Genomic DNA, 17822 nt, shown 5'->3' with positions numbered 1-17822 from the left:
AGGGGGCTGCCGCCGCAGGTGCTGCCCGCCGTCGTCGTACTCATCCCTTGCTGGCGCCTGCCGTGATGCCGGCAACGAAGTAGCGCTGCAGGAAGACGTACGCCACCACCACGGGCAGGGACGCCAGGATGACGCCGGCGAACAGAAGCGGGTAATTGGTCTGGAACTCGCCCTGGAAGCTGAGCAGCGCCAGCGGCAGCGTCCGGTTCCCGGGGGTCTGGATGAACAGCAGCGGGTAGAGGAGTTCGTTCCAGTGGATGACGAACAGGAAGATGGCGGCTGCAGCGATGGAGGGTGCTGACAGCGGCAGGGCAATGGAGGAGTAGGTCTTCCACGGACCGCTGCCATCAATCGAGGAGGCTTCGTAGAGTTCCTTGGGCAGGGTCCGCATGAACCCGCCCAGGATGAACACGGCGATGGGCAGCGTGGAGACCACGTTGGCCAGGATCAGGCCGGCCAGATTGTCCAGCAGGCCCAGCCTGCCGAAGAGCACATAGAGCGGGACCATGTTGGCCTGCGCCGGGATGGCCATGCCCAGGACCAGGAACCCGAAGATGGCCCAGGACATGAACCCCTTCAGCCGGGACACCGCGTACCCGGCCAGGCTGGCCAGGAAGAGGGTGAGCGGCACGGAGATGCCGGTGACGATCACGCTGTTCATGAAGGACGAGCCGAGGTTCTGGCCGCCCACCACTTCGGTGAAGTTGTCTGCGGAGAGCGAGTGGGGCAGGCTGAAGGGCCCTGCGAAGAGTTCCTGCGTGGTCTTGAAACTGCCGAAGGCCACCACGGTCAGCGGAACGATGATGATGACCGCGTAGATGGCCAGGATGGCGCGGCGGCTTAGTGAGGCGAGCATGCTGCTAGTCCCCCTTCGGGGTCAGCCGGAGCAGGCGGCGCTGCAGCCAGGTGACCAAGGCGATCATCGCCATGAAGATGATCGACTGGGCGGCGGCGTAGCCGAATTCCGAGTTGGCAAAGGTGCTGTAGATGCGGGTGGACAGGATGTCCAGGGAGCTCTTGGGCGGATTTCCCGCGATGCCCAGGATCAGGTCGAACGCCTTGAAGGACTGCACGGTGGTGTAGGCCACCACAATGGATGTGGCCGGGGCAACGAAGGGCCAAGTGATTGATTTGAACTGCTGCCATTTGTTGGCACCGTCCATCTCCGCCGCTTCGTAGAGTTCCCGGGGGATGGCCTGCAGCCCGGCAATGTAGACCACCATCATCTGGCCCGAGTGGAACCACACCTGGGTGACGGCAACCCAGTACAGGGCCTGGGCGTCGTTGCCGAGATAGGCGCCGCCGTCCACTCCGACGGTCCTGAGGACCGAGTTCGCCAGCCCGAAGTTGGGGTCGTAGATGAACTTCCAGATGAAGGCCACCGACACCGAGGACAGGATGGTGGGGAAGAAGAACAGCGCCCGGAGCAGGATGCTGCCCCGGGAGTTCTTCGTCAGGAGCAGGGCGAGGATCAGCGAGAAGAGGGTCTGCGCGATGACCACCAGCAGCACGAACTTCAGGTTGTTGGTCAGGGCATTGGTGAACAGCGAGTCCTTGGTGAACGCGCGGATGAAGTTGTCCAGGCCAACATAGTTGAATGCCGCCGAGAAGCCGTTCCAGTCCGTGATGGCGTACTGGAAGGCCTGCAGCGTGGGCATCACCAGGAAGAAGGCGACGACGGCGACGGCCGGCAGCGGGAAGAGGTACAGTGCCGGATTCACGCGGGTGGGGGAGCGGCGGCGCACCTTGGCCGCGCTGGCGGCGGTTTGGTCCTCCGGCGCCTTGTGCTTCGCAGCGGTTCCGGGATGGATGCTCATAGCCGTTCATCGACAATCTTCTGGGCGGCAGCGGCTGCCTGCTCCGGGCTGGTGCCGGAGATGACGGCCGTGGCACTGGCTTCCACCGCGTTGCGGACATCAAGGTTGTTGAACTGGAAGCGGGCGGCGAGCGCGGTCTTCTTCTGCAGCCAGGGGCTCAGCCGCTTCAGGTCCGGGTTGGTGTATTCCACCTTGTCCACCGAAACGTGCTGGGCGGTCTGGTTGGCGTAATAGCCCGCATTCTCGGGCTCGGAGAGGAAGTCGATCCAGGCTGCTGCGGCGGCCTGGTTCTTGCTGGCGGAGTTGACGCCCAGGATGAAGGTGGCGTTGTAGGCGCCTTCATACTTGCCCTTGCCGTCGGAGGTGGTGTTGGGGAACACCAGGTCGATGGGGAACTTGGCACCCAGGCCGCGGACTGCGGCGATGTGGTACGAACCGGTGGCCAGCATGGCGGCCTTGCCCTGCGAGAACAGGTTCTGCGCCGGCTCCACGGCGGTGCCCGTGGCGTTCGGCTGTACGAAGGGCTTCAGGTCCTTGTACTGGTTGAGCATCTTGATGAACCAGTCATCGGTGCACTTGAGCTTGCCCTGTTCGATCTGGGCGCACATGTCGTCCACCGGGGCATTGTTGGCAATCATGCAGTTGAACAACTGGCCGCCGTTGCCCACATCGCCGCCCGGCCAGGAGATGGGGATGACCCCGGCGGAGGCGAGTTTTTCACACATCGCCAGGAACGCATCCCAGTTCTTGGGGGCGATTTCCGCGCCGGCCTTGTCGAAGAGGTCCACGTTGGCCATGGGCATGGGGAACACCACCTGGTACGGCAGGCCCAGCTGGTTGTTGCCGCTCTGGCCCGCGGACAACAGTCCCTTCTGGTAGTTCGCCACGGCTTTGCTGTCCTTGAGGTCGGTGTAGATCCCGGCTTCGCTGAAGTTCTTGAACTGGGCGCCGCGGAAGGTGGCGAACGCGTCACCGATGGAGCCTCCGCGCAGCTTCTGCAGGGCTTGTGCGTTGTAGTCGTTGGAGGTGGAGATGTCCTGGGCCACCTCCACGCCGTCGTGCTTGGCGGCGAAACGCTTAATGAGCTCGTCGAACACGGCCTTGTCCTCGCCGCGCCAGTGGGCGAAGGACACCTTGCCGGTCACTGCGCCGGTGGACGGGGCTGCCGGTCCGGAGGCGCCGGCCGGCGAGGTGGAACCGCCGGGGCCTGCGCACGCCGCCGCCGTGGCGCCGAAGCCCAGGGCTCCGAGAATGGCCATAGCCTGCCTGCGTGAAATCTGACTCACAATAATCTCCTCGTTGAGTGTTTGCTGTGCCTTGTGTGCTTACTGCGGAAACGGGTTGCCCCGGGGAGGACGCTGTGGCGCCTGGACGGTGCCTATGCGTGGGCCCGTTGTGCTGAAACGACGTCGTCAACCACGGCGCAGAGGCGCTGCAGCCTGCGGACGGCGTCGGTGGACAGGGACTCGACGACGTCGGGGGCTCCGATGCAGGATGCCCAGACGGCGCGTCCGGAGAGGAAGCCGCTGGCGCCTTCCAGGCAGGCCCACCGGACGGCGTCGGGGAAGACGTCCTCGGGAACGCCGCTGGATAGGACCACCCAGGGGCCGTCGATGGCTTTGGTCAGTTCGGCGCAGGCCGCGCGGACATCATCCTCGGAGGCCTGTCCTTTGAAGGGGACCTCGGCCTTGTAGAGGTCGGCGCCAAGGCTGCCCAGTTCCTTTGCTGCGGCCAGGATTCCGGCGTTCCAGTCGAAGTCGCCACCGGCAAGGGGCTTGCGGGACACGGGCTCAATGATGCTGATCAGCCCGGCGGACCGGCAGCTGTCCACGAATTCGCGGACCATGGCCACCCGGCCCTCGGCGGGCTCGTCCGGGCGGTAGAGCACCAGCAGCTTGAGGGCCTTGACGCCCAGGGCCTTGTACTTGTGCGGGTCCACCAGCCGGTCGATGGTCACCTCGCCCACCAGCTCGCCGTGCGCGGATTCGAAGTGGTCCGCGGAGGCGATGAGCCCGCAGCTGGAATCCACCACACCGGCGTCGATGGCCTGGTCCAGCGCGAACTGGCGGTCGATGAGGATGCCGGAGGCGTAGGGGGTGAGGATACGGGCGGCCTCGAGCTTGAAGTCGCGCAGGTCATCGTCGGTGACGGGCTGGTCGGTGTGCTCGGCGAACATGTTGCGCATGGCTTCGCGCTGGTCGACGGCAAGCATCGCAAAGGCGCCGGACGGGCGCTGCAGGGGGGAAAGATCGGTGTGGCTCATGGGCTGCTTCTTTCAGCTGGACAGGTTGGAAACTGGGACAGGGGCGATGGTCTGGTGCGGGATGGCGGAGCGGCCGTCCAGTCCGCCACACGAGGCGGAAGCGGTGCGGCCGGCGAACACTGCGGCGTCCACCAGCGGAAGGCCGGCGGCGACGGCCGCCAGCAGGGCGCCGTGGTAGACATCGCCGGCGCCGAGGGTGGAGACGATGGTGGCGGGGGCGGCCGGGATGTGGACCGGTTCGCCGCCGCGTTCCACAACCCAGGCTCCTTCGGAGCCGGCGGTGGCGACGACGGCGGAGGCGCCGTCGTCAAGCGCTTTGCCCAGGAGGGCCTCGGGGGAGAGGCCCGCGCCGTACTCCGCCTGGAGCCTTTCAATGGTGGGCACGTAGAGCGCCACGCCGCGGGGGGTGAAGGCGGGGATCGGATTGCCGGCGTCAACGCTGAGGTTCAGGTCCTCCGGGTTGAAGCCGGGCACCGTGGCAACTGCGTTCCAGCCCAGGTGGTCCACGTGGACCCAGGCCGCGGACTGCAGCAGCTCGGTAAAGCGGCTGGCGGCGGGAAAACTGACGGGCGGCACTGGCCGGGTGACGATGGCCCGGCTTTCGGTGGCCTTGCTGACCACGATCACGCTGGCTCCGGTTTTGACGCCCGGATCGCGAATGACTGCGGAGGTGTCCACGCCTTCCCCCTGGAGCCCGGCAATGATGCGGTCTCCTTCTTCATCGGTGCCGAGGACGCCGGCGAAGGCGGTGCTGGCGCCTGCCCGGGCCGCCGCGACGGCTGCCGTGGCTGCGGGGCCGCCGCCCGCCGTCGCAAAATCCGTGGCGACGGTGCGGCTGTCCGCGGCCGGGAAATCCTCCACCAGGGCGATGGAGTCAAGGGTGGCGCAGCCTACGAAGAGCAGGGTTCCAGTTGACGGTTGGGGCACGTTCCACCTCGTTGTAGTTCCGGCTGGTATTGAAGAAATATACACACGCTATGTTGGAAAAACAACACTTTCTGTATAGTTGTGTTTGGGATGCAACGCCGCGGTCCCGCCCCCTCAACGTAGAGAAACGGAGCAGCTCATGTCATTGCCTACTGCGGAATCACCCCGGACTATCCGGTACGGCCTCATCGGAGCCGGCCACATGGCCCGCGAACATGTCAGGAACCTTGCACTAATTCCGGGCAGCCTCGTCACCGCAGTTTCGGATCCCACACCGTCGTCCCTGGAAGAGACGGTCGCGGAGATCGGACATGAGGTGCAGACGTTCGCCACCCACCAGGAACTCCTGGCCTCGGGCCTGGTGGACGCCCTAGTCATCGCCAGCCCCAACGACACGCACCTGGGCATCCTGAAGGACGTCTTCGCCAGCGGCACCAACCTGCCCGTGCTCGTGGAAAAGCCTGTGTGCACCAGCGCGGAGCAGGCGGACGAACTGGAAGCCCTCGCCGCCAACTACCCCGCACCGGTGTGGGTGGCCATGGAGTACCGCTACATGCCGCCGGTGCAGGAAGTCATCCAGGCGGCGCACGGCGGCAAGCTGGGGAAGATCCACATGCTCTCCATCGTGGAGCACCGCTTCCCGTTCCTGCACAAGGTGGACGCATGGAACCGCTTCGCCGAGCGCACCGGCGGCACCCTGGTGGAGAAGTGCTGCCACTTCTTCGACCTGATGCGGCTGATCCTGCAGGATGAGCCTGTCCGGGTGTACGCCAGCGGCGGCCACGACGTAAACCACATGGACGAGGTCTACGACGGCCGGGTGTCCGACATGGTGGACAACGCCTACGTGATTGTCGATTTCAAGGGCGGCCGCCGGGCCATGCTGGAACTGTCCATGTTCGCCGAGGGATCCAAATTCCAGGAACGGATCTCCATCGTGGGTGATGCCGCAAAGATCGAGACGCTGATCCCGGTAGCAGCCAACCACTGGATCCCAGGAGATGAGGCCGAAGCCACCGTGGAGTTCAGCCCGCGGTCCCCGCTGGGCCCCGAAAAGCACGAAGTCCCGGTGGACGAGGCCGTCCTCGCGGCCGGTGCCCATCACGGGTCCACGTACTACGAGCACCTGGGGTACCGGAAGGCCATCCTCGGCGAAGGTCCCGTCGAAGTGACGGTTGCCGACGGACTGCAGTCAGTCCGGATGGGCCTCGCGGCGGAACGTTCCATTACGGAAGGACGCCCCGTGGAGCTTGCCAATGCTGTTTCCGGGGTACGTTCATAGAAGAATTTTGTTGGAAGTCCAACATCCCGCCAGGCTCCTGCCCGGCACATTGGGGAGGGAAGAGCAGCTATGAGCACCGCACATGAAGAGGCGCCGCTGACGCCCCGCCAGCGCACCATCCTGGACGAGCTGGGCCGGAGGGGCTTCATTTCCACGAACGACCTGGCGGAGACGTTCGCGGTCTCCGACATGACCGTGCGGCGTGACACCCGGGTCCTGTCCAAGCGCGGACTGGCCCGGGTGGTGCACGGCGGCGTCAGCGCCGTGGACGGTCATGGCCAGAACGCGGACTTCGCCGCCCGGGTGAGGGAGGATTCGGATGCCAAACTCCGGGTGGCGCGTGCCTGCATCTCGTTGATTGGCGAGCGGGACGCCATCATCCTGGATGCCGGCACCACGACCTACCAGATCGCGCAGGAGCTGCCCACATCCTTCACGGGCACCATCATCACGCATTCCGCCCCCGCCATCCAGCGCTGCCTCCAGCTCACGGCAGCGCGTACCATCTGCCTTGGCGGGGAGCTGCTGCTGGACAGCCAGGCGTTCAACGGCCCCATGACGGTCACGGCGGCGGCCGGCCTGCGCGCCAAGACAGCCTTCATCGGCGTGACCGGCATCCATGACGAGGCGTTCTATATTGAGCGGGACGTGGAACGCGCCACTAAGATCGCCCTTATGAATTCAGCGGAACAGGTGGTGGTGGTCGCCACCCATCAAAAGATGCTGCGGTACGCGCTGGCGCGGCTTGCGGCCTTCGATGCGGTGGACATCCTGGTGACGGACGCCCCGCCCCCGCGGGAAATCGAGGATGCCCTGGGCGCCGCCAACGTGAAGCTGATGGTCGCCGCGTGACGGCCCCGCTGCGCGTCTGCCTGCCCGCCCAAAACCTGCTGGACGCACTGGCGCCCATGGACGGCGTCGAGTTTGTCCTGTGGGACCTTGATGGACCTGCGCCGGAGGGCCGGCTGGACCTGCTGGTGCCCGGCTACATGGGCAAACCGTCGGCGCTCGCCGCATTGGAGGGCGCTGACGTGGGCCTGGTGCAGAGCCAGTCCATCGGGTACGACGGCGTCGCCGCAGTCCTGCCCGAGGGCGTCACCTTCGCGAACGCGGCCGGAGTCCATGAAACGTCGACGGCGGAGCTCGCCGTGGGCATGATGGTGGCGTCCCAGCGGGGCATCCCGGACTTTGTCCGGAACCAGGAAACCGGAACATGGGACAACAGCCAGCGGCCCAGCCTGGCCGACCGGCGGGTGCTGCTGGTGGGCTACGGCGGAGTGGGCAAGGCCATCGAAGCCCGGCTCCTGCCGTTCGAAACCGACGTCACCCGGATGGCCAGCCGCGCCCGTGAGGACGACCGCGGGACCATCCACGGAATCGATTCGCTCTACGAGCAGCTGCCGCTGCACGAGATCGTGGTGGTCAGTGTTCCGCTGGGTGAGCAGACCCAGCAGCTGGTGGACGCCAAGTTCCTCGCGGCCATGCCGGACGGAGCCCTTTTGGTCAATGTGGCCCGCGGCCCCGTGGCGGACACCGACGCCCTGCTCGCCGAGACATCGAGCGGCCGGCTCCGGGCTGCCCTGGACGTGACCGACCCGGAACCGCTGCCCGCGGACCACCCGCTGTGGACCACACCGGGCGTGCTCATCACCCCGCACGTCGGCGGCGCCAGCTCGGCCATGTTCCCCCGGATGGTCCGGCTGCTCAGGAAGCAGATCGGCCTCCTGCTCGAGGGCAAGGACCCCCTGAACGTCGTCCTCCCTTAACGCCAGCGGCTCCGGCCCCTATGCTAAGCCCATGTCCACTTTTGACGTCCGCCGCACGGCGGTCATCCCTGCCTCCCCGGAGCAGATCTTCCCCCTGGTCAACAACTTCCACGAATGGACCGCCTGGTCCCCCTGGGAAACGATTGACCCGGGCATGAGCCGCCGTTACTTCGGCAACGAGGCCGGCGCCGGCGCGGGGTACGAGTGGAGCGGCAACCGCAGGGCCGGCAGCGGCACCATGGAACTCACAGAATCCATACCCGCCAGCCTGATCCGGATCCGGCTGCAGTTCACCAGGCCGTTCAAGGCACTGAACCCCACCACGTTCAGCTTCACCCCGGTGGACACCGGTACCGAGGTGACCTGGCGGATGACGGGTGAGAACAAGGGCCTGGGCAGGGTGTTCGCGCTGTTCATGGACATGGACAAGATGGTGGGCGCTGACTTCGAGCGCGGGCTCGCCGCGCTGGCTTCCACCGTTGCGGCCCGGAAGAGCTGAGGTTCCCCTTGGGCGCCGTGGACGAGGCGCTGGCCGCGCTGGATGAACCCGACCGCAGTTGCCTGCAGCATGTGGTGGAGACTGCGCGCTCTCTGGCTCCCGAGGCCACGGAAGGGATGAGCTACGGCATGCCCGCCCTGAAACTCGAGGGCAAACCGCTGTTGGCAGCCGTCCCGGCGGCAAAACACCTGTCGATCTTTCCCTTTTCCGGCGCGGTGGTGGAAGCGGTGGCCGGGCGGCTGGAAGGGTACTCGCTGTCCAGGGGGACCATCCGCTTCACCGCGGACCACCCCGTGCCCGACGACGTGCTGGAAGACATTGTTCGGCTGCGGATGGCCGAGATCCGGAAGTAAAGAAGCGGACGGCGCCGGCCAGCACGGCAGCAGGGTACCCGCTTCCCAGTGCGCCAGGAGGCTCCTCAGGACTTATGGTCCTTCCTGCAGCCACGCCTGGCGCCCTAACGTGAGGGCCATGGCTGACACTCTTGCGTCCCTTGCAGAATCCTTTAAGAACATGGGCGTCACCCGCGCCTACGGCACCCCCGTCAACCTGGGCGGGGAGGAGATCGTGCCCGTGGCGCTGGTGTCCTTCGGCTTCGGCGGCGGCACGGAGTCGGAGGACGGCGCCTCCGGCGGAGGCGGCGGCGGGTTCGTTGTGCCACTGGGAATCTACCGGACGGTTAATGGGCGTCCGGCCTTCCGCCCCAACACCATCGTCGCGCTGGTATGCCTGGTTCCCCTCGTATCCGTAGCGGGCGCTGCCCTGCGTAAAGCAATCTGGGTGGCACGTAAGTAGCAGGGGGAGGCCGCTTCAGGGCCGTTTAAATCCCCTATTCCGTCGTGGGATTTTCGGTCCCATAATGGCCTCGTAGACTTCGGGAACCTCCCGCTGCTGTTCTGCGCCGCGGCGGACCCAGGGGTTTCAGGCGGCCGCCCCGGCAATCGGCGGGAAGGACGGCCACGACGCCCGGCGGGGGACGGCCGGACCATTTCAGGGGGAGAGCAACGCCATCAGAGCACAAGGAGATTCGTCATGCTCAAAGATATGGAAGTCATGGCTGTGCTGCCGGCCAAGGACATCGACCGGGCGCGGGATTTTTATCGGGACAAGCTGGGGTTTGAGCCCGAGCGGACAATGGCGGACGGCGGCCTTGTCTATCGGTGCGGAAAGGGAACCTCGTTCCTGATCTACCAGACGGACAACGCCGGTTCGGCCAAAAACACGCAAATTGGCTGGGCCACGGACGACGTTCAGCGGGACGTGGACGAACTCCGGGCCCGCGGCGTCGTTTTCGAGGATTACGACATGCCAGGGCTGAAGACCGAGAACGGCATCGCAACGATGGAGGGATACGGCCAGGCAGCGTGGTTCCTGGACAGCGAGGGCAACATCCTGAACATCTCCTCCATGCCGTCCTGACGGCCAAGGCTTGCAGCAGGAGGTTCAGCAATAAAGCGGTCGACGCCGGCACGTGCCGCCTACCGCACCCGCACCCGGGTGCGTGGCAGCGGCAGGCCGGCGCCGCCGTCGTCAGCAGTCCGGAGGGAAGGGAAAGCGGTGGGCGTGGAAGAAGTGGTGCCGGAGACAAAGGGCGTCTCCATGGAGCTTCTGTCGACGGTGGATCTTGCCGGGGAGATCGAGGGCATGGACGGGCGCCAACTCCGGATGCGGATGGTGACCATCGAGCCAGGCGGAGTTTTCGGGCCCCTCCATGACCACGTGGGCCGCCCCGGGACCGTTTATGTCCTGCAGGGGACCATCACCGACCACCGCGACGGGGTGGCCACGGACTACGGGCCGGGGTGGGCTGGCCGGAGGACCGCCACACCACCCACTGGCTCGAGAACAAGGGAACGGTCCCGGCGGTGGAAGTTTCCGTGGACATCGTGGCCGCCCCGCAACAGTGAAGCCCCGTCCCGTAACAGTGAAGCTCAGACTGCGGGCTCGCGCCTGCCGAGGGCCATCCGGAGTGCGCCACGCAGGGTGAGCCGGTTGCGCCTGGTGACCACGATGACGGCGGCGATACCAGCGAGCAGCACCACGATGCCGCCCACCGCGACGGACCAGCGCGCGCCGAACTCGCTGCCGACCCAACCCACCAGCGGCGAACCGATGGCAGTGCCGCCCTGGAGGATGGCCAGGTAGAGGGCCAGTACGCGGCCCCGGAACTGTGGCTCCACGGAGAGCTGGATGCTGGTGTTGCAGCTGTTCAGGAAAGTGATGGACGCCAAGCCCACGGGGATCAGGATGGCCGCGTACACCCAGAATGTCGGCGCGACGCTGCCCAGGATGGTGAAGCCCCCCAGTCCCAGTGCCCCGCCCAGCAGGAACCGCAGCCGCGGTCCGGAGCGGCGTGCCGCCAGGAGCGCGCCGGCCAGCGTGCCCACGGCCATGATGGAGCCGAGGAGTCCGAATTCGCTCGGGCCCATGCTGAATTCAGTGGTGGCCATCAGCGAGTTGATCACCGGGAAGTTCATGCCGAACGCGCCCAGGATGCCCACCAGGACCATGATCAGCATCAGGTCCGGACGGCGCCGCACGTAACGGATGCCCTCGACCACCTGGTGCTTGCTCCGCTCTCCCTTGGCAACGGGGGCAGGCTGCGTGGTGCGGATCCGGAACAGCGAGACCAGGACGGCGGCGAAGCTCGCGGCGTTCAGGAGGAACACCGGGCCGGTACCCACCCAGGCGATGAGGACGCCGGCGATCGCAGGACCGGTGAGCCGGGCCGTGTTGAAGGACGCGGAGTTGAGCGCCACGGCGTTGGAAATGTTGTCCTGGCCCACCAGTTCGGAAACAAAGGCCTGGCGCGCGGGTGCATCCACGGCGCTGGCCACGCCCAGGCAGAAGGCGGCAACGTAGGCATGCCACAGCTGGGCGGTGCCGGTGACCACCAGGAGGCCGATGGCGAGGGCCGTGAAGCCCATGGCCAGCTGCGTCCACATGAGGATGATGCGCTTGCGGTAGCGGTCCGCCAATACCCCGCCGTAGGGGCCGAACAGCAACATAGGCAGGAACTGCAGGCCCGTGGTGAGGCCGACGGCGGCACCTGAGTGGTCGGTGAGGACGGTCAGGACCAGCCAGTCCTGGGCCACGCGCTGCATCCAGGTGCCGATGTTGGAGACGATCGCGCCGCTGGCCCAGATGCGGTAGTTGGGGTTCTCCAGGGCCCGGAACATCGCGCTCATTTGCCGCTCATTTCCTGCATGATGCGGGCCGCGCGGCTGAGGGTGAGCCGGTCTTCCTCGCTGAGTCCGGCCACGCGCCGGGCGAGCCAGGCGGTGCGCTGGCTCCGGGCCTCTGCCAGGACTTTCCTGCCGGCATCGGTGATTTCCACGCGGACCTGCCGGCCGTCGTCGGGATTGGCGGACCGGGTAACGAAGCCCTGGTCGGCGAGGGCATTGACGATCCTGGTCATGGACGGTGCCTGGACGTGTTCACTTTCGGCAAGCGCGCGCAGGGTGCTGGGACCGCTGCCGTTCAGCAGGGCCAGCACCGTGTACTGGCCGGGGGTGATGATTTCGCCTGTTGCCTCAACGCGGAGCCGGCGCGAGGTACGCATCACGGCGGTTCGGAGATCGATGGCAAGGGTATCCGGGGCAGTGGGGTCTGCGGTTGCCTGGTTTTGCGTCTGGGTGGGGGACATGTAGGTGGATGCGCCTCCTGCGGATTTTATTAGCACTGCTAATTAGTTCTGCTAATTATTATGGCGCAGCTGGTTGTTGAGGGCAATGGGTGCCCATGTGGTTTTGCCGACAGCTCCGGCAGAATGGGAGCCGTGACTGGGCGCAGAATTGACGGAAACCGTAAACCCTGGCTGTCGTGGAAGGGGAAACTGAACCTGGCGGTGACCCTCCTGGTCCTATGCCTTGGTCCGGTGATGATCGGCGTGGGCAGCTTCATGATCAACGCCGATGAAGAGCTTGCACGGATTGGAGCGCAGACCACCGGAACGATCGCCCACTTCGACGACGTCACCAAGGCTTCGGAGCGCAGGATCAGGGTCGACTACACGGCCGCGGATGGGCTGCCCCGCAAGACGTTCGCCGCCGTGGACCACGACCAGCATCCCGTGGTGGGCAGCAGCGTCACGGTCATCTATGCCGAGACTGATCCCGGCCGGGCCATTGTGCCCGGCTATGAGAGCGATGGTGTGTGGGTCCGTGGCGTGGGCGTGGTCCTGACTGCCATATTCGGCGTGATGGGCCTCCTCCTGGTCGCACTGGTCGGCAGCGCCGTTCTGCGCGCCAGGTCCCGGGCGCGGGGGACGCAACAGGTGGTGTAGCAGAGCCTGGTCGCGGCCCCTGGTCTATCCGCTCCTGCCGGACGGGCGTAGGCTTTGCGCACCATGACTGAAAAGCAGCCCTATGAGTTGATCCGGCGTTATCCGCACTTCGAACTGCGCCGGTATCCGGATTACGTGGTGGCCGAGGTGACCGTGAACGCGAATTTTGACCGCGCGGGCAACGCCGCCTTCCGGTATCTCTTCAACTACATCAGCGGCAGCAACACTGCCCGGCAGAAACTTGCCATGACCGCCCCGGTGATCCAGGAACCGGGACCACAGAAGCTCGCAATGACAACGCCCGTACTCCAAAGCGGTCCGCTGCCCGGCGCCGGGCAGGCCGCCGAATTCTCGGTCGCCTTTGTCCTGCCTGCCGGCGTGACCGCGGAAACTGCTCCGGTGCCCGACGACCCCAAGGTCAGGGTGCGGGCGGTGCGTGGTTCTTTGGCGGCGGTGCTGGGCTTTTCGGGCAGCGGCTCGGCATCGGCCTTTGAACGGCGCAACAACGGACTGCAGGCGGCGCTCACGCTGGCGGGCCTGACTCCCGTGGGCGCGCCCAGGTTCGCCCGCTTTGACCCGCCGTTCAAACCCTGGTTCCTGCGCCACAACGAGGTGGTCCAGGACGTGCTGGAACCCGTTGAGGCCGTGCTGCCGTCGTCGTAACGGCGTGCCGCTGCTGACGCCCGCTCAGCTTTGGTGGGTTTGCGGCTGACGCCCGCTCCACCGTCGGTCCGCTCTTCCTACGCCCTGTGTGCGTCCCGGACGTGCTCCTGCGTCTGGCCCTGTATGACCCAGCGGTTGCCGTCAGGATCGCTGAAGTAGGCGAACAGGACGCCGCCAAGGTCCTGGATCTCGCTGATATCTGCACCGCGCCGGACCAGCTCGCTGCGGACTTCGGTGAGATCGGGAACAACCAGTTGGAGGCCCTCCAGGCTGCCCGGCGTCATGGTGGTCATGCCGGTGCCGATCACCACCGATGTGGCAGAACCCGGGGGAGTCAGTTGGACCACGCGCATGCCCGGAATGTGCTCCACATCGTGGTCCAGGATGAATCCCAGTTTTTCCGTGTAAAACGCTTTTGATTTGTCGACGTCTGAAACCGGTACCTGTACAACCTCGAGGCGCATCTGCATGCAGCCCACTCTATCTTCGGCCTTGTTCCAAGGGAATGGAGGCTGAAAATGCCGTCGATGGCCTTGCCGGGCGCGAATTTATTAAGCAGCAGCAGCGTATTGCGACAGTCTTTCCTCAAGCTCGCATCAAGAATTCCTGAATGTTCGCTGAGGATCCTGAAAGGCCGCGTATTGAGCCCGGAACGGGGCATAGGCTCGTCGACGATGACTTTACCGGGCTAAGCAGCAGGCCCGGCAAATGCGGGGGCGCGGGTTTTCGGGCCTCCTGTAATTGGGGAAAGAATGTCCGACTACGAAACCCTTATGGGGTTTGTTCCGTCCGCTCCGGCACCGAAGCCGCCGCGGAAACCACGCTATTCAACGTTTATTGTTGGGGCGATTACCGCGCTGTTTATGCTTTTGGCGTCAATGCGCAGCGGATTCGCGGGGGCCCTGGTTGTCCTGGCCATCTCGCTGGCCCTCACCGGCCTCTACGTCCTCCTTACCGGACGCCGATCCTGGGCATGGCTTCCCGCAAAACGGAAAGCCGGAGCCGTCGCGATAGCCGCGTCTTTGGCGCTCTTCATCGGGGGTGCCGTCGCAATGCCGCGGGTGGCCGGCACTGACCTGCAGGCCGCCTCATCGGAGAGCACTGCCAAGGCCACCCAATCGACAGCGAGCCCAACCGCAACAGCCAAGGCGTCGCCGTCGTCCACGCCTAGTCCCACTGCCGACGCCACGGGCGAACCGCTGGACCCGGAGAACCCATACGTTCTTGCCTCCGGCGTCACCGCAACCGCGCCCAACGCGCAGCCTGCCTACGCCACCAAGGCGTTGGATCTGCTGGCTGCCCTGCCCATCAAGGGCCGCGCACCGAAGACCGGATACGACCGGGCGCAGTTCGGCCAGGCATGGGCAGACGTGGACCGGAATGGCTGCGATACCCGCAATGACATCCTCAAACGCGACCTCACCGGCACTTCATACACGAACAGTGTGCCGTGCAAGGTGCAGTCGGGAACTCTGGCCGATCCTTACACGGGCAAAACCATCAGCTTTGTGCGGGGTTCCGCGACCAGCAGTGCCGTCCAGATTGACCACGTCGTGGCCTTGAGCGACGCCTGGCAGAAGGGCGCGCAGCAGCTAACGGCGGAGCAGCGGACAGCTTTTGCCAACGATCCGCTGAACCTGCAGGCCACGGACGGGCCCACCAACCAGCAAAAAGGCGACGGCGACGCGGCCACCTGGCTGCCTCCGGCGAAGGGCTTCCGGTGCGAGTACGTTGCGCGGCAGGTTTCGGTGAAGGCGACGTACGGGCTGTGGGTCACCCAGGCGGAGCACGATGCGATTGCCCGGATCCTTGGCGACTGCGCCGGGCAGTTGGCGCCGACAAACCAGCAGGCTCCGGCTCCTGTTGCGGCTGCCCCGGCACCCGTTGCGGTTGCACCCGCACCTGCCCCGGCTCCAGCAGCACCCGCACCGGCACCCGCACCCGCTGCCGTGGCGCCCGCACCGGTTGCACCGGCGCCCGTGGCCCCGGTTCCTGCCGCGCCGGCACCTGCTGCTGGAGTGGCCCCTGCACCCGCGCCGGCACCTGCTGGTGGAGGGGCCACGGCGCTGTGTGTGGACGGAACGCTGTCCTACTCGGCAACCCACCAAGGTACATGCTCACATCACAAGGGCGTCGCCGTCTGGTACAAGTGACGCTCCAATCGTTGGCGTGGCCGGACCACGCCGGTCTCGACCGTGACTCCGACGGCGTCGCCTGCGAGTAGGCACGTCACGTCCGGTCATTCCGGGCCCTGATTCTTAACACCATCACAAGCATTCCCAGGGGGAAACATGAAAGAAAACACCGTTCCAGCGATGGGCAGGATGAAGGCGTCAGTGGCGTTGGTTCTGCTGACCGGCCTCATGCTGACAGGGTGCGGCGGCAAGCAGGCGGCGACGCAGCCAACCGGGACCGCCACCGCTACAGCTGTCTCGCAGACAACGGAGACCGTCGTAGTGCCGGCCGTGGTGAATCTGACGTTGGATAAGGCCACAGACCAATTGAAGAAGCTCGGGTTCAAGGTTGAGTCCGTGGACACTGTGCATGGCAAATCAATTTTTGCCGAGAAGAACTGGCAGGTGATCTCCCAGGATCCTGCCAACGGGGCGCAGGCTGCCAAGGGCTCCACGGTGCACCTCGGCGTCAAGAACCTCGACGACGTGGCGGCGGAGAAGGCCGCCGCTGAAAAGGCAGCAGCTGCGAAAGTTGCAGCTGAACAGGCTGCAGCCGCGAAGGCCGCTGCTGAAAAGGCAGCAGCTGACAAGGCCGCCGCCGACCAGGCTGCCGCTGCAAAAGCTGCAGCCGATCAGGCGGCCCGGGACGCAGCTGCCAAGGCAGCAGCTGACCAGGCAGCGGCGCAGGCAGCACAGAAGGCCGTGCAAGCGCCCGCTCCTGCGCCGGCTGCTGCAGGAGGCGCAACACCAGGTGCTTTCTGTTCACCCACGGGCGCAGTCGGACTGAGCGACAAAGGAATCACATACACCTGCAAGCCGTCAGCTACTGATTCACGTTCGCGTTGGCGTCAATAGCTTGGGGCGGCTCGCCCGAGCTTTGGGTACTGGCCACTGATGACAAAAATGAACTATGAGGAGTTGCTTTGAAGAAGCTCTACGCGTTGGGAGCCATTGGCGTTCTACTACTGGCCGGGTGCGCAACAGGATCTCAAGCCGACAGCCCCTCTGTCGGCTCCCAGGAAGCCGCACAGCCTGTCAGTGCCGCACCCAGTCCCACCCCTAGCGTACTGAGCACGGAGGAAGCAGGCAGATACTACTCTCCATTGTCTGCCCCACGAATATTGCCTCCGACAGAACTTCAGCCGCGCTGCAGCTCAAGCCAATGGATGTGGAGGCGACCCGGACTCAAGCGGCCACTTTACGTGATGCCTACCGCAGCATGATCGAGAAGTTGTCAGACGAAAAAGTCATTTGGCCCACTACTGTGAGGTCTGACATTCAGGCACTCGCGGAAGCCTCGTTTGTAAATCTAAGTGGGGCGCAGAACTTGGCCAACCAGACCACCGACTCCAGTCTGATTAGCGCATGGAACAGTTGGACAACACCGCCTGATGGGCCTGCGACGGCACAAAAGATCAGACTCAAGCTTTCATTGCCGGCTGATACTTCAGGAAGCTGTGCGAGCCCGCGGTAGCCTCGGCGAGGATGCAAGCCCTATCCCTGTTTGGGTAGGCCCATAAAATTTTTGAAAAGTTGTGGATGTGTCGGCCCCCGCCAGTGCGATGGGTGTGTCAGCAGGGCGGGGGCCGGCCGCCCGTATCGGGGAGCCCAAGAAGCGGGAGCCCGAGAACTTCGGACTCCGAAGTGCGCAGACCACGGCTGCTGTGTTGCAAGGCACATTCCGGGATTACGACGCCGGCAGGCCGCTTGGGTGCCCGGAACGCCCCTTCTGCCCCGGAATTCCGCGGATTCTCCCCCTCCTTCCGCCCGATTTGCGGTGGGGGTTGTGTGCGGGTATTGTTTTCTGAGTCGCCGCCGCTGAAGCGGAAAAATAGCGGCCAACCCCCCTTTTTGAACGGCCTGGAAAATGGTTCGCTTTTATGCGTGCTGTTGCTGGGTGGGGGCGGTCTTCAATTCGGTGTGAATCCTGAAAGATGGATTTGCTTCGGGGGTGGGGATCGGGTAAGTTTGAAAAGTTGCTCCGGAGCGATCCTGAACGTTGGTTTGGGTGGTGCCGGGTGTGTCTGTTGTTTGAGAACTCAATAGTGTGCCAAGTTTGTTGATACCGATTATGTATGTAATTGGTTGAATTTGCCGAATCGTGCCGCCCCTGTGGTGTGGTTTGGTGTTTTTAGCTGGTTTCAAA

The 17822-nt window shown here is 65.1% G+C and carries 21 protein-coding genes; 11 read left to right on the top strand and 10 right to left on the bottom strand.

What is annotated here, in order from left to right; genetic code table 11:
• Positions 1 to 40: 40 nt before the first annotated feature.
• The 5 genes from ACWRN3_RS13390 to ACWRN3_RS13370 form a co-directional block, all read right to left on the bottom strand.
• Entirely contained in the window at positions 41 to 856 is an 816-nt protein-coding gene (locus tag ACWRN3_RS13390; RefSeq protein WP_324644331.1) for a carbohydrate ABC transporter permease, read from the bottom strand.
• A 4-nt stretch (positions 857 to 860) separates the two neighbouring features.
• Complete coding sequence (locus ACWRN3_RS13385) at positions 861 to 1817, bottom strand: carbohydrate ABC transporter permease (protein ID WP_255174616.1); 957 nt, start codon at positions 1815 to 1817, stop codon at positions 861 to 863.
• Entirely contained in the window at positions 1814 to 3103 is a 1290-nt protein-coding gene (locus tag ACWRN3_RS13380; protein ID WP_255174617.1) for an ABC transporter substrate-binding protein, read from the bottom strand. The genes ACWRN3_RS13385 and ACWRN3_RS13380 overlap by 4 nt, the downstream gene beginning before the upstream one ends.
• A gap of 92 nt (positions 3104 to 3195) precedes the next feature.
• Positions 3196 to 4080 (bottom strand): aldolase, encoded by an 885-nt coding sequence (locus ACWRN3_RS13375; RefSeq protein WP_255174618.1) that lies wholly within the window; start codon positions 4078 to 4080, stop codon positions 3196 to 3198.
• Between the two features lie 12 nt (positions 4081 to 4092).
• Entirely contained in the window at positions 4093 to 5007 is a 915-nt protein-coding gene (locus ACWRN3_RS13370) for a PfkB family carbohydrate kinase (RefSeq protein WP_255174619.1), read from the bottom strand.
• Positions 5008 to 5146: 139 nt separating this feature from the next.
• Between ACWRN3_RS13370 and ACWRN3_RS13365 the strand changes: the two genes are divergently transcribed.
• The 7 genes from ACWRN3_RS13365 (at position 5147) to ACWRN3_RS13335 (ending at position 9973) form a co-directional block, all read left to right on the top strand.
• Positions 5147 to 6289, top strand: a complete 1143-nt coding sequence (locus ACWRN3_RS13365; RefSeq protein WP_255174620.1) for a Gfo/Idh/MocA family protein — start codon at positions 5147 to 5149, stop codon at positions 6287 to 6289.
• 69 nt (positions 6290 to 6358) lie between these two features.
• On the top strand, positions 6359 to 7141 hold the full coding sequence (locus ACWRN3_RS13360; protein ID WP_255174621.1) for a DeoR/GlpR family DNA-binding transcription regulator: 783 nt from the start codon (positions 6359 to 6361) through the stop codon (positions 7139 to 7141).
• Entirely contained in the window at positions 7138 to 8055 is a 918-nt protein-coding gene (locus ACWRN3_RS13355; protein ID WP_476740919.1) for a 2-hydroxyacid dehydrogenase, read from the top strand. The genes ACWRN3_RS13360 and ACWRN3_RS13355 overlap by 4 nt, the downstream gene beginning before the upstream one ends.
• A 31-nt stretch (positions 8056 to 8086) precedes the next feature.
• Positions 8087 to 8554: an SRPBCC family protein gene (locus ACWRN3_RS13350; protein ID WP_324644336.1), complete on the top strand. Its 468-nt coding sequence runs from the start codon at positions 8087 to 8089 to the stop codon at positions 8552 to 8554.
• 8 nt (positions 8555 to 8562) lie between these two features.
• Positions 8563 to 8907, top strand: coding sequence for an iron chaperone (locus ACWRN3_RS13345; RefSeq protein WP_476740918.1), 345 nt, complete (start codon positions 8563 to 8565; stop codon positions 8905 to 8907).
• 118 nt (positions 8908 to 9025) lie between these two features.
• Entirely contained in the window at positions 9026 to 9349 is a 324-nt protein-coding gene (locus tag ACWRN3_RS13340) for a hypothetical protein (RefSeq protein WP_255174625.1), read from the top strand.
• A 237-nt stretch (positions 9350 to 9586) separates the two neighbouring features.
• Entirely contained in the window at positions 9587 to 9973 is a 387-nt protein-coding gene (locus ACWRN3_RS13335) for a VOC family protein (RefSeq protein WP_476740917.1), read from the top strand.
• A gap of 59 nt (positions 9974 to 10032) precedes the next feature.
• Here ACWRN3_RS13335 and ACWRN3_RS13330 read toward each other — a convergent pair whose 3' ends face one another.
• The 3 genes from ACWRN3_RS13330 to ACWRN3_RS13320 form a co-directional block, all read right to left on the bottom strand.
• Positions 10033 to 10200: a hypothetical protein gene (locus ACWRN3_RS13330; RefSeq protein WP_476740916.1), complete on the bottom strand. Its 168-nt coding sequence runs from the start codon at positions 10198 to 10200 to the stop codon at positions 10033 to 10035.
• A gap of 285 nt (positions 10201 to 10485) precedes the next feature.
• Positions 10486 to 11742, bottom strand: a complete 1257-nt coding sequence (locus tag ACWRN3_RS13325; protein WP_324644339.1) for an MFS transporter — start codon at positions 11740 to 11742, stop codon at positions 10486 to 10488.
• A complete protein-coding gene (locus ACWRN3_RS13320; RefSeq protein ID WP_324644340.1) occupies positions 11739 to 12200 on the bottom strand; it encodes a MarR family winged helix-turn-helix transcriptional regulator in 462 nt (153 codons plus the stop codon). Before ACWRN3_RS13320 ends, ACWRN3_RS13325 begins: the two co-directional genes overlap by 4 nt.
• Before the next feature lie 132 nt (positions 12201 to 12332).
• Between ACWRN3_RS13320 and ACWRN3_RS13315 the strand changes: the two genes are divergently transcribed.
• Entirely contained in the window at positions 12333 to 12839 is a 507-nt protein-coding gene (locus ACWRN3_RS13315) for a DUF3592 domain-containing protein (RefSeq protein ID WP_255174630.1), read from the top strand.
• A gap of 63 nt (positions 12840 to 12902) precedes the next feature.
• Positions 12903 to 13502, top strand: a complete 600-nt coding sequence (locus ACWRN3_RS13310; protein WP_476740915.1) for an SOUL family heme-binding protein — start codon at positions 12903 to 12905, stop codon at positions 13500 to 13502.
• 77 nt (positions 13503 to 13579) lie between these two features.
• Here ACWRN3_RS13310 and ACWRN3_RS13305 read toward each other — a convergent pair whose 3' ends face one another.
• Entirely contained in the window at positions 13580 to 13972 is a 393-nt protein-coding gene (locus tag ACWRN3_RS13305) for a VOC family protein (RefSeq protein ID WP_275182203.1), read from the bottom strand.
• A gap of 408 nt (positions 13973 to 14380) precedes the next feature.
• Between ACWRN3_RS13305 and ACWRN3_RS13300 the strand changes: the two genes are divergently transcribed.
• Positions 14381 to 15655 carry an HNH endonuclease family protein gene (locus ACWRN3_RS13300; RefSeq protein ID WP_476740914.1) on the top strand — a complete coding sequence of 425 codons (1275 nt, stop codon included), beginning with the start codon at positions 14381 to 14383 and terminating at the stop codon, positions 15653 to 15655.
• Positions 15656 to 15793: 138 nt separating this feature from the next.
• Positions 15794 to 16531 (top strand): PASTA domain-containing protein, encoded by a 738-nt coding sequence (locus ACWRN3_RS13295; RefSeq protein ID WP_476740913.1) that lies wholly within the window; start codon positions 15794 to 15796, stop codon positions 16529 to 16531.
• 1023 nt (positions 16532 to 17554) lie between these two features.
• On the opposite strand, the gene ACWRN3_RS13290 is transcribed toward ACWRN3_RS13295, so the two are convergent.
• Positions 17555 to 17822 (bottom strand): hypothetical protein (locus ACWRN3_RS13290; RefSeq protein WP_476740912.1); only part of this gene is annotated, 268 nt, incomplete at its 5' end.

This window comes from Pseudarthrobacter sp. rb, from assembly GCF_056389225.1.
Note: the sequence above shows the minus strand (reverse complement) of the source record. Positions and strands in the feature narration are given on the sequence as shown.

Bases quoted from the DNA above. Each gene is read 5' to 3' on its own strand.
- ACWRN3_RS13390 (WP_324644331.1), bottom strand. From the start codon at position 856: ATGCTCGCCTCACTAAGCCGCCGCGCCATCCTGGCCATCTACGCGGTC.
- ACWRN3_RS13385 (WP_255174616.1), bottom strand. From the start codon at position 1,817: ATGAGCATCCATCCCGGAACCGCTGCGAAGCACAAGGCGCCGGAGGAC.
- ACWRN3_RS13375 (WP_255174618.1), bottom strand. From the start codon at position 4,080: ATGAGCCACACCGATCTTTCCCCCCTGCAGCGCCCGTCCGGCGCCTTT.
- ACWRN3_RS13365 (WP_255174620.1), top strand. From the start codon at position 5,147: ATGTCATTGCCTACTGCGGAATCACCCCGGACTATCCGGTACGGCCTC.
- ACWRN3_RS13360 (WP_255174621.1), top strand. From the start codon at position 6,359: ATGAGCACCGCACATGAAGAGGCGCCGCTGACGCCCCGCCAGCGCACC.
- ACWRN3_RS13350 (WP_324644336.1), top strand. From the start codon at position 8,087: ATGTCCACTTTTGACGTCCGCCGCACGGCGGTCATCCCTGCCTCCCCG.
- ACWRN3_RS13340 (WP_255174625.1), top strand. From the start codon at position 9,026: ATGGCTGACACTCTTGCGTCCCTTGCAGAATCCTTTAAGAACATGGGC.
- ACWRN3_RS13335 (WP_476740917.1), top strand. From the start codon at position 9,587: ATGCTCAAAGATATGGAAGTCATGGCTGTGCTGCCGGCCAAGGACATC.
- ACWRN3_RS13330 (WP_476740916.1), bottom strand. From the start codon at position 10,200: ATGCCCTCGATCTCCCCGGCAAGATCCACCGTCGACAGAAGCTCCATG.
- ACWRN3_RS13325 (WP_324644339.1), bottom strand. From the start codon at position 11,742: ATGAGCGCGATGTTCCGGGCCCTGGAGAACCCCAACTACCGCATCTGG.
- ACWRN3_RS13320 (WP_324644340.1), bottom strand. From the start codon at position 12,200: ATGTCCCCCACCCAGACGCAAAACCAGGCAACCGCAGACCCCACTGCC.
- ACWRN3_RS13310 (WP_476740915.1), top strand. From the start codon at position 12,903: ATGACTGAAAAGCAGCCCTATGAGTTGATCCGGCGTTATCCGCACTTC.
- ACWRN3_RS13305 (WP_275182203.1), bottom strand. From the start codon at position 13,972: ATGCAGATGCGCCTCGAGGTTGTACAGGTACCGGTTTCAGACGTCGAC.
- ACWRN3_RS13300 (WP_476740914.1), top strand. From the start codon at position 14,381: ATGCGCAGCGGATTCGCGGGGGCCCTGGTTGTCCTGGCCATCTCGCTG.
- ACWRN3_RS13295 (WP_476740913.1), top strand. From the start codon at position 15,794: ATGAAAGAAAACACCGTTCCAGCGATGGGCAGGATGAAGGCGTCAGTG.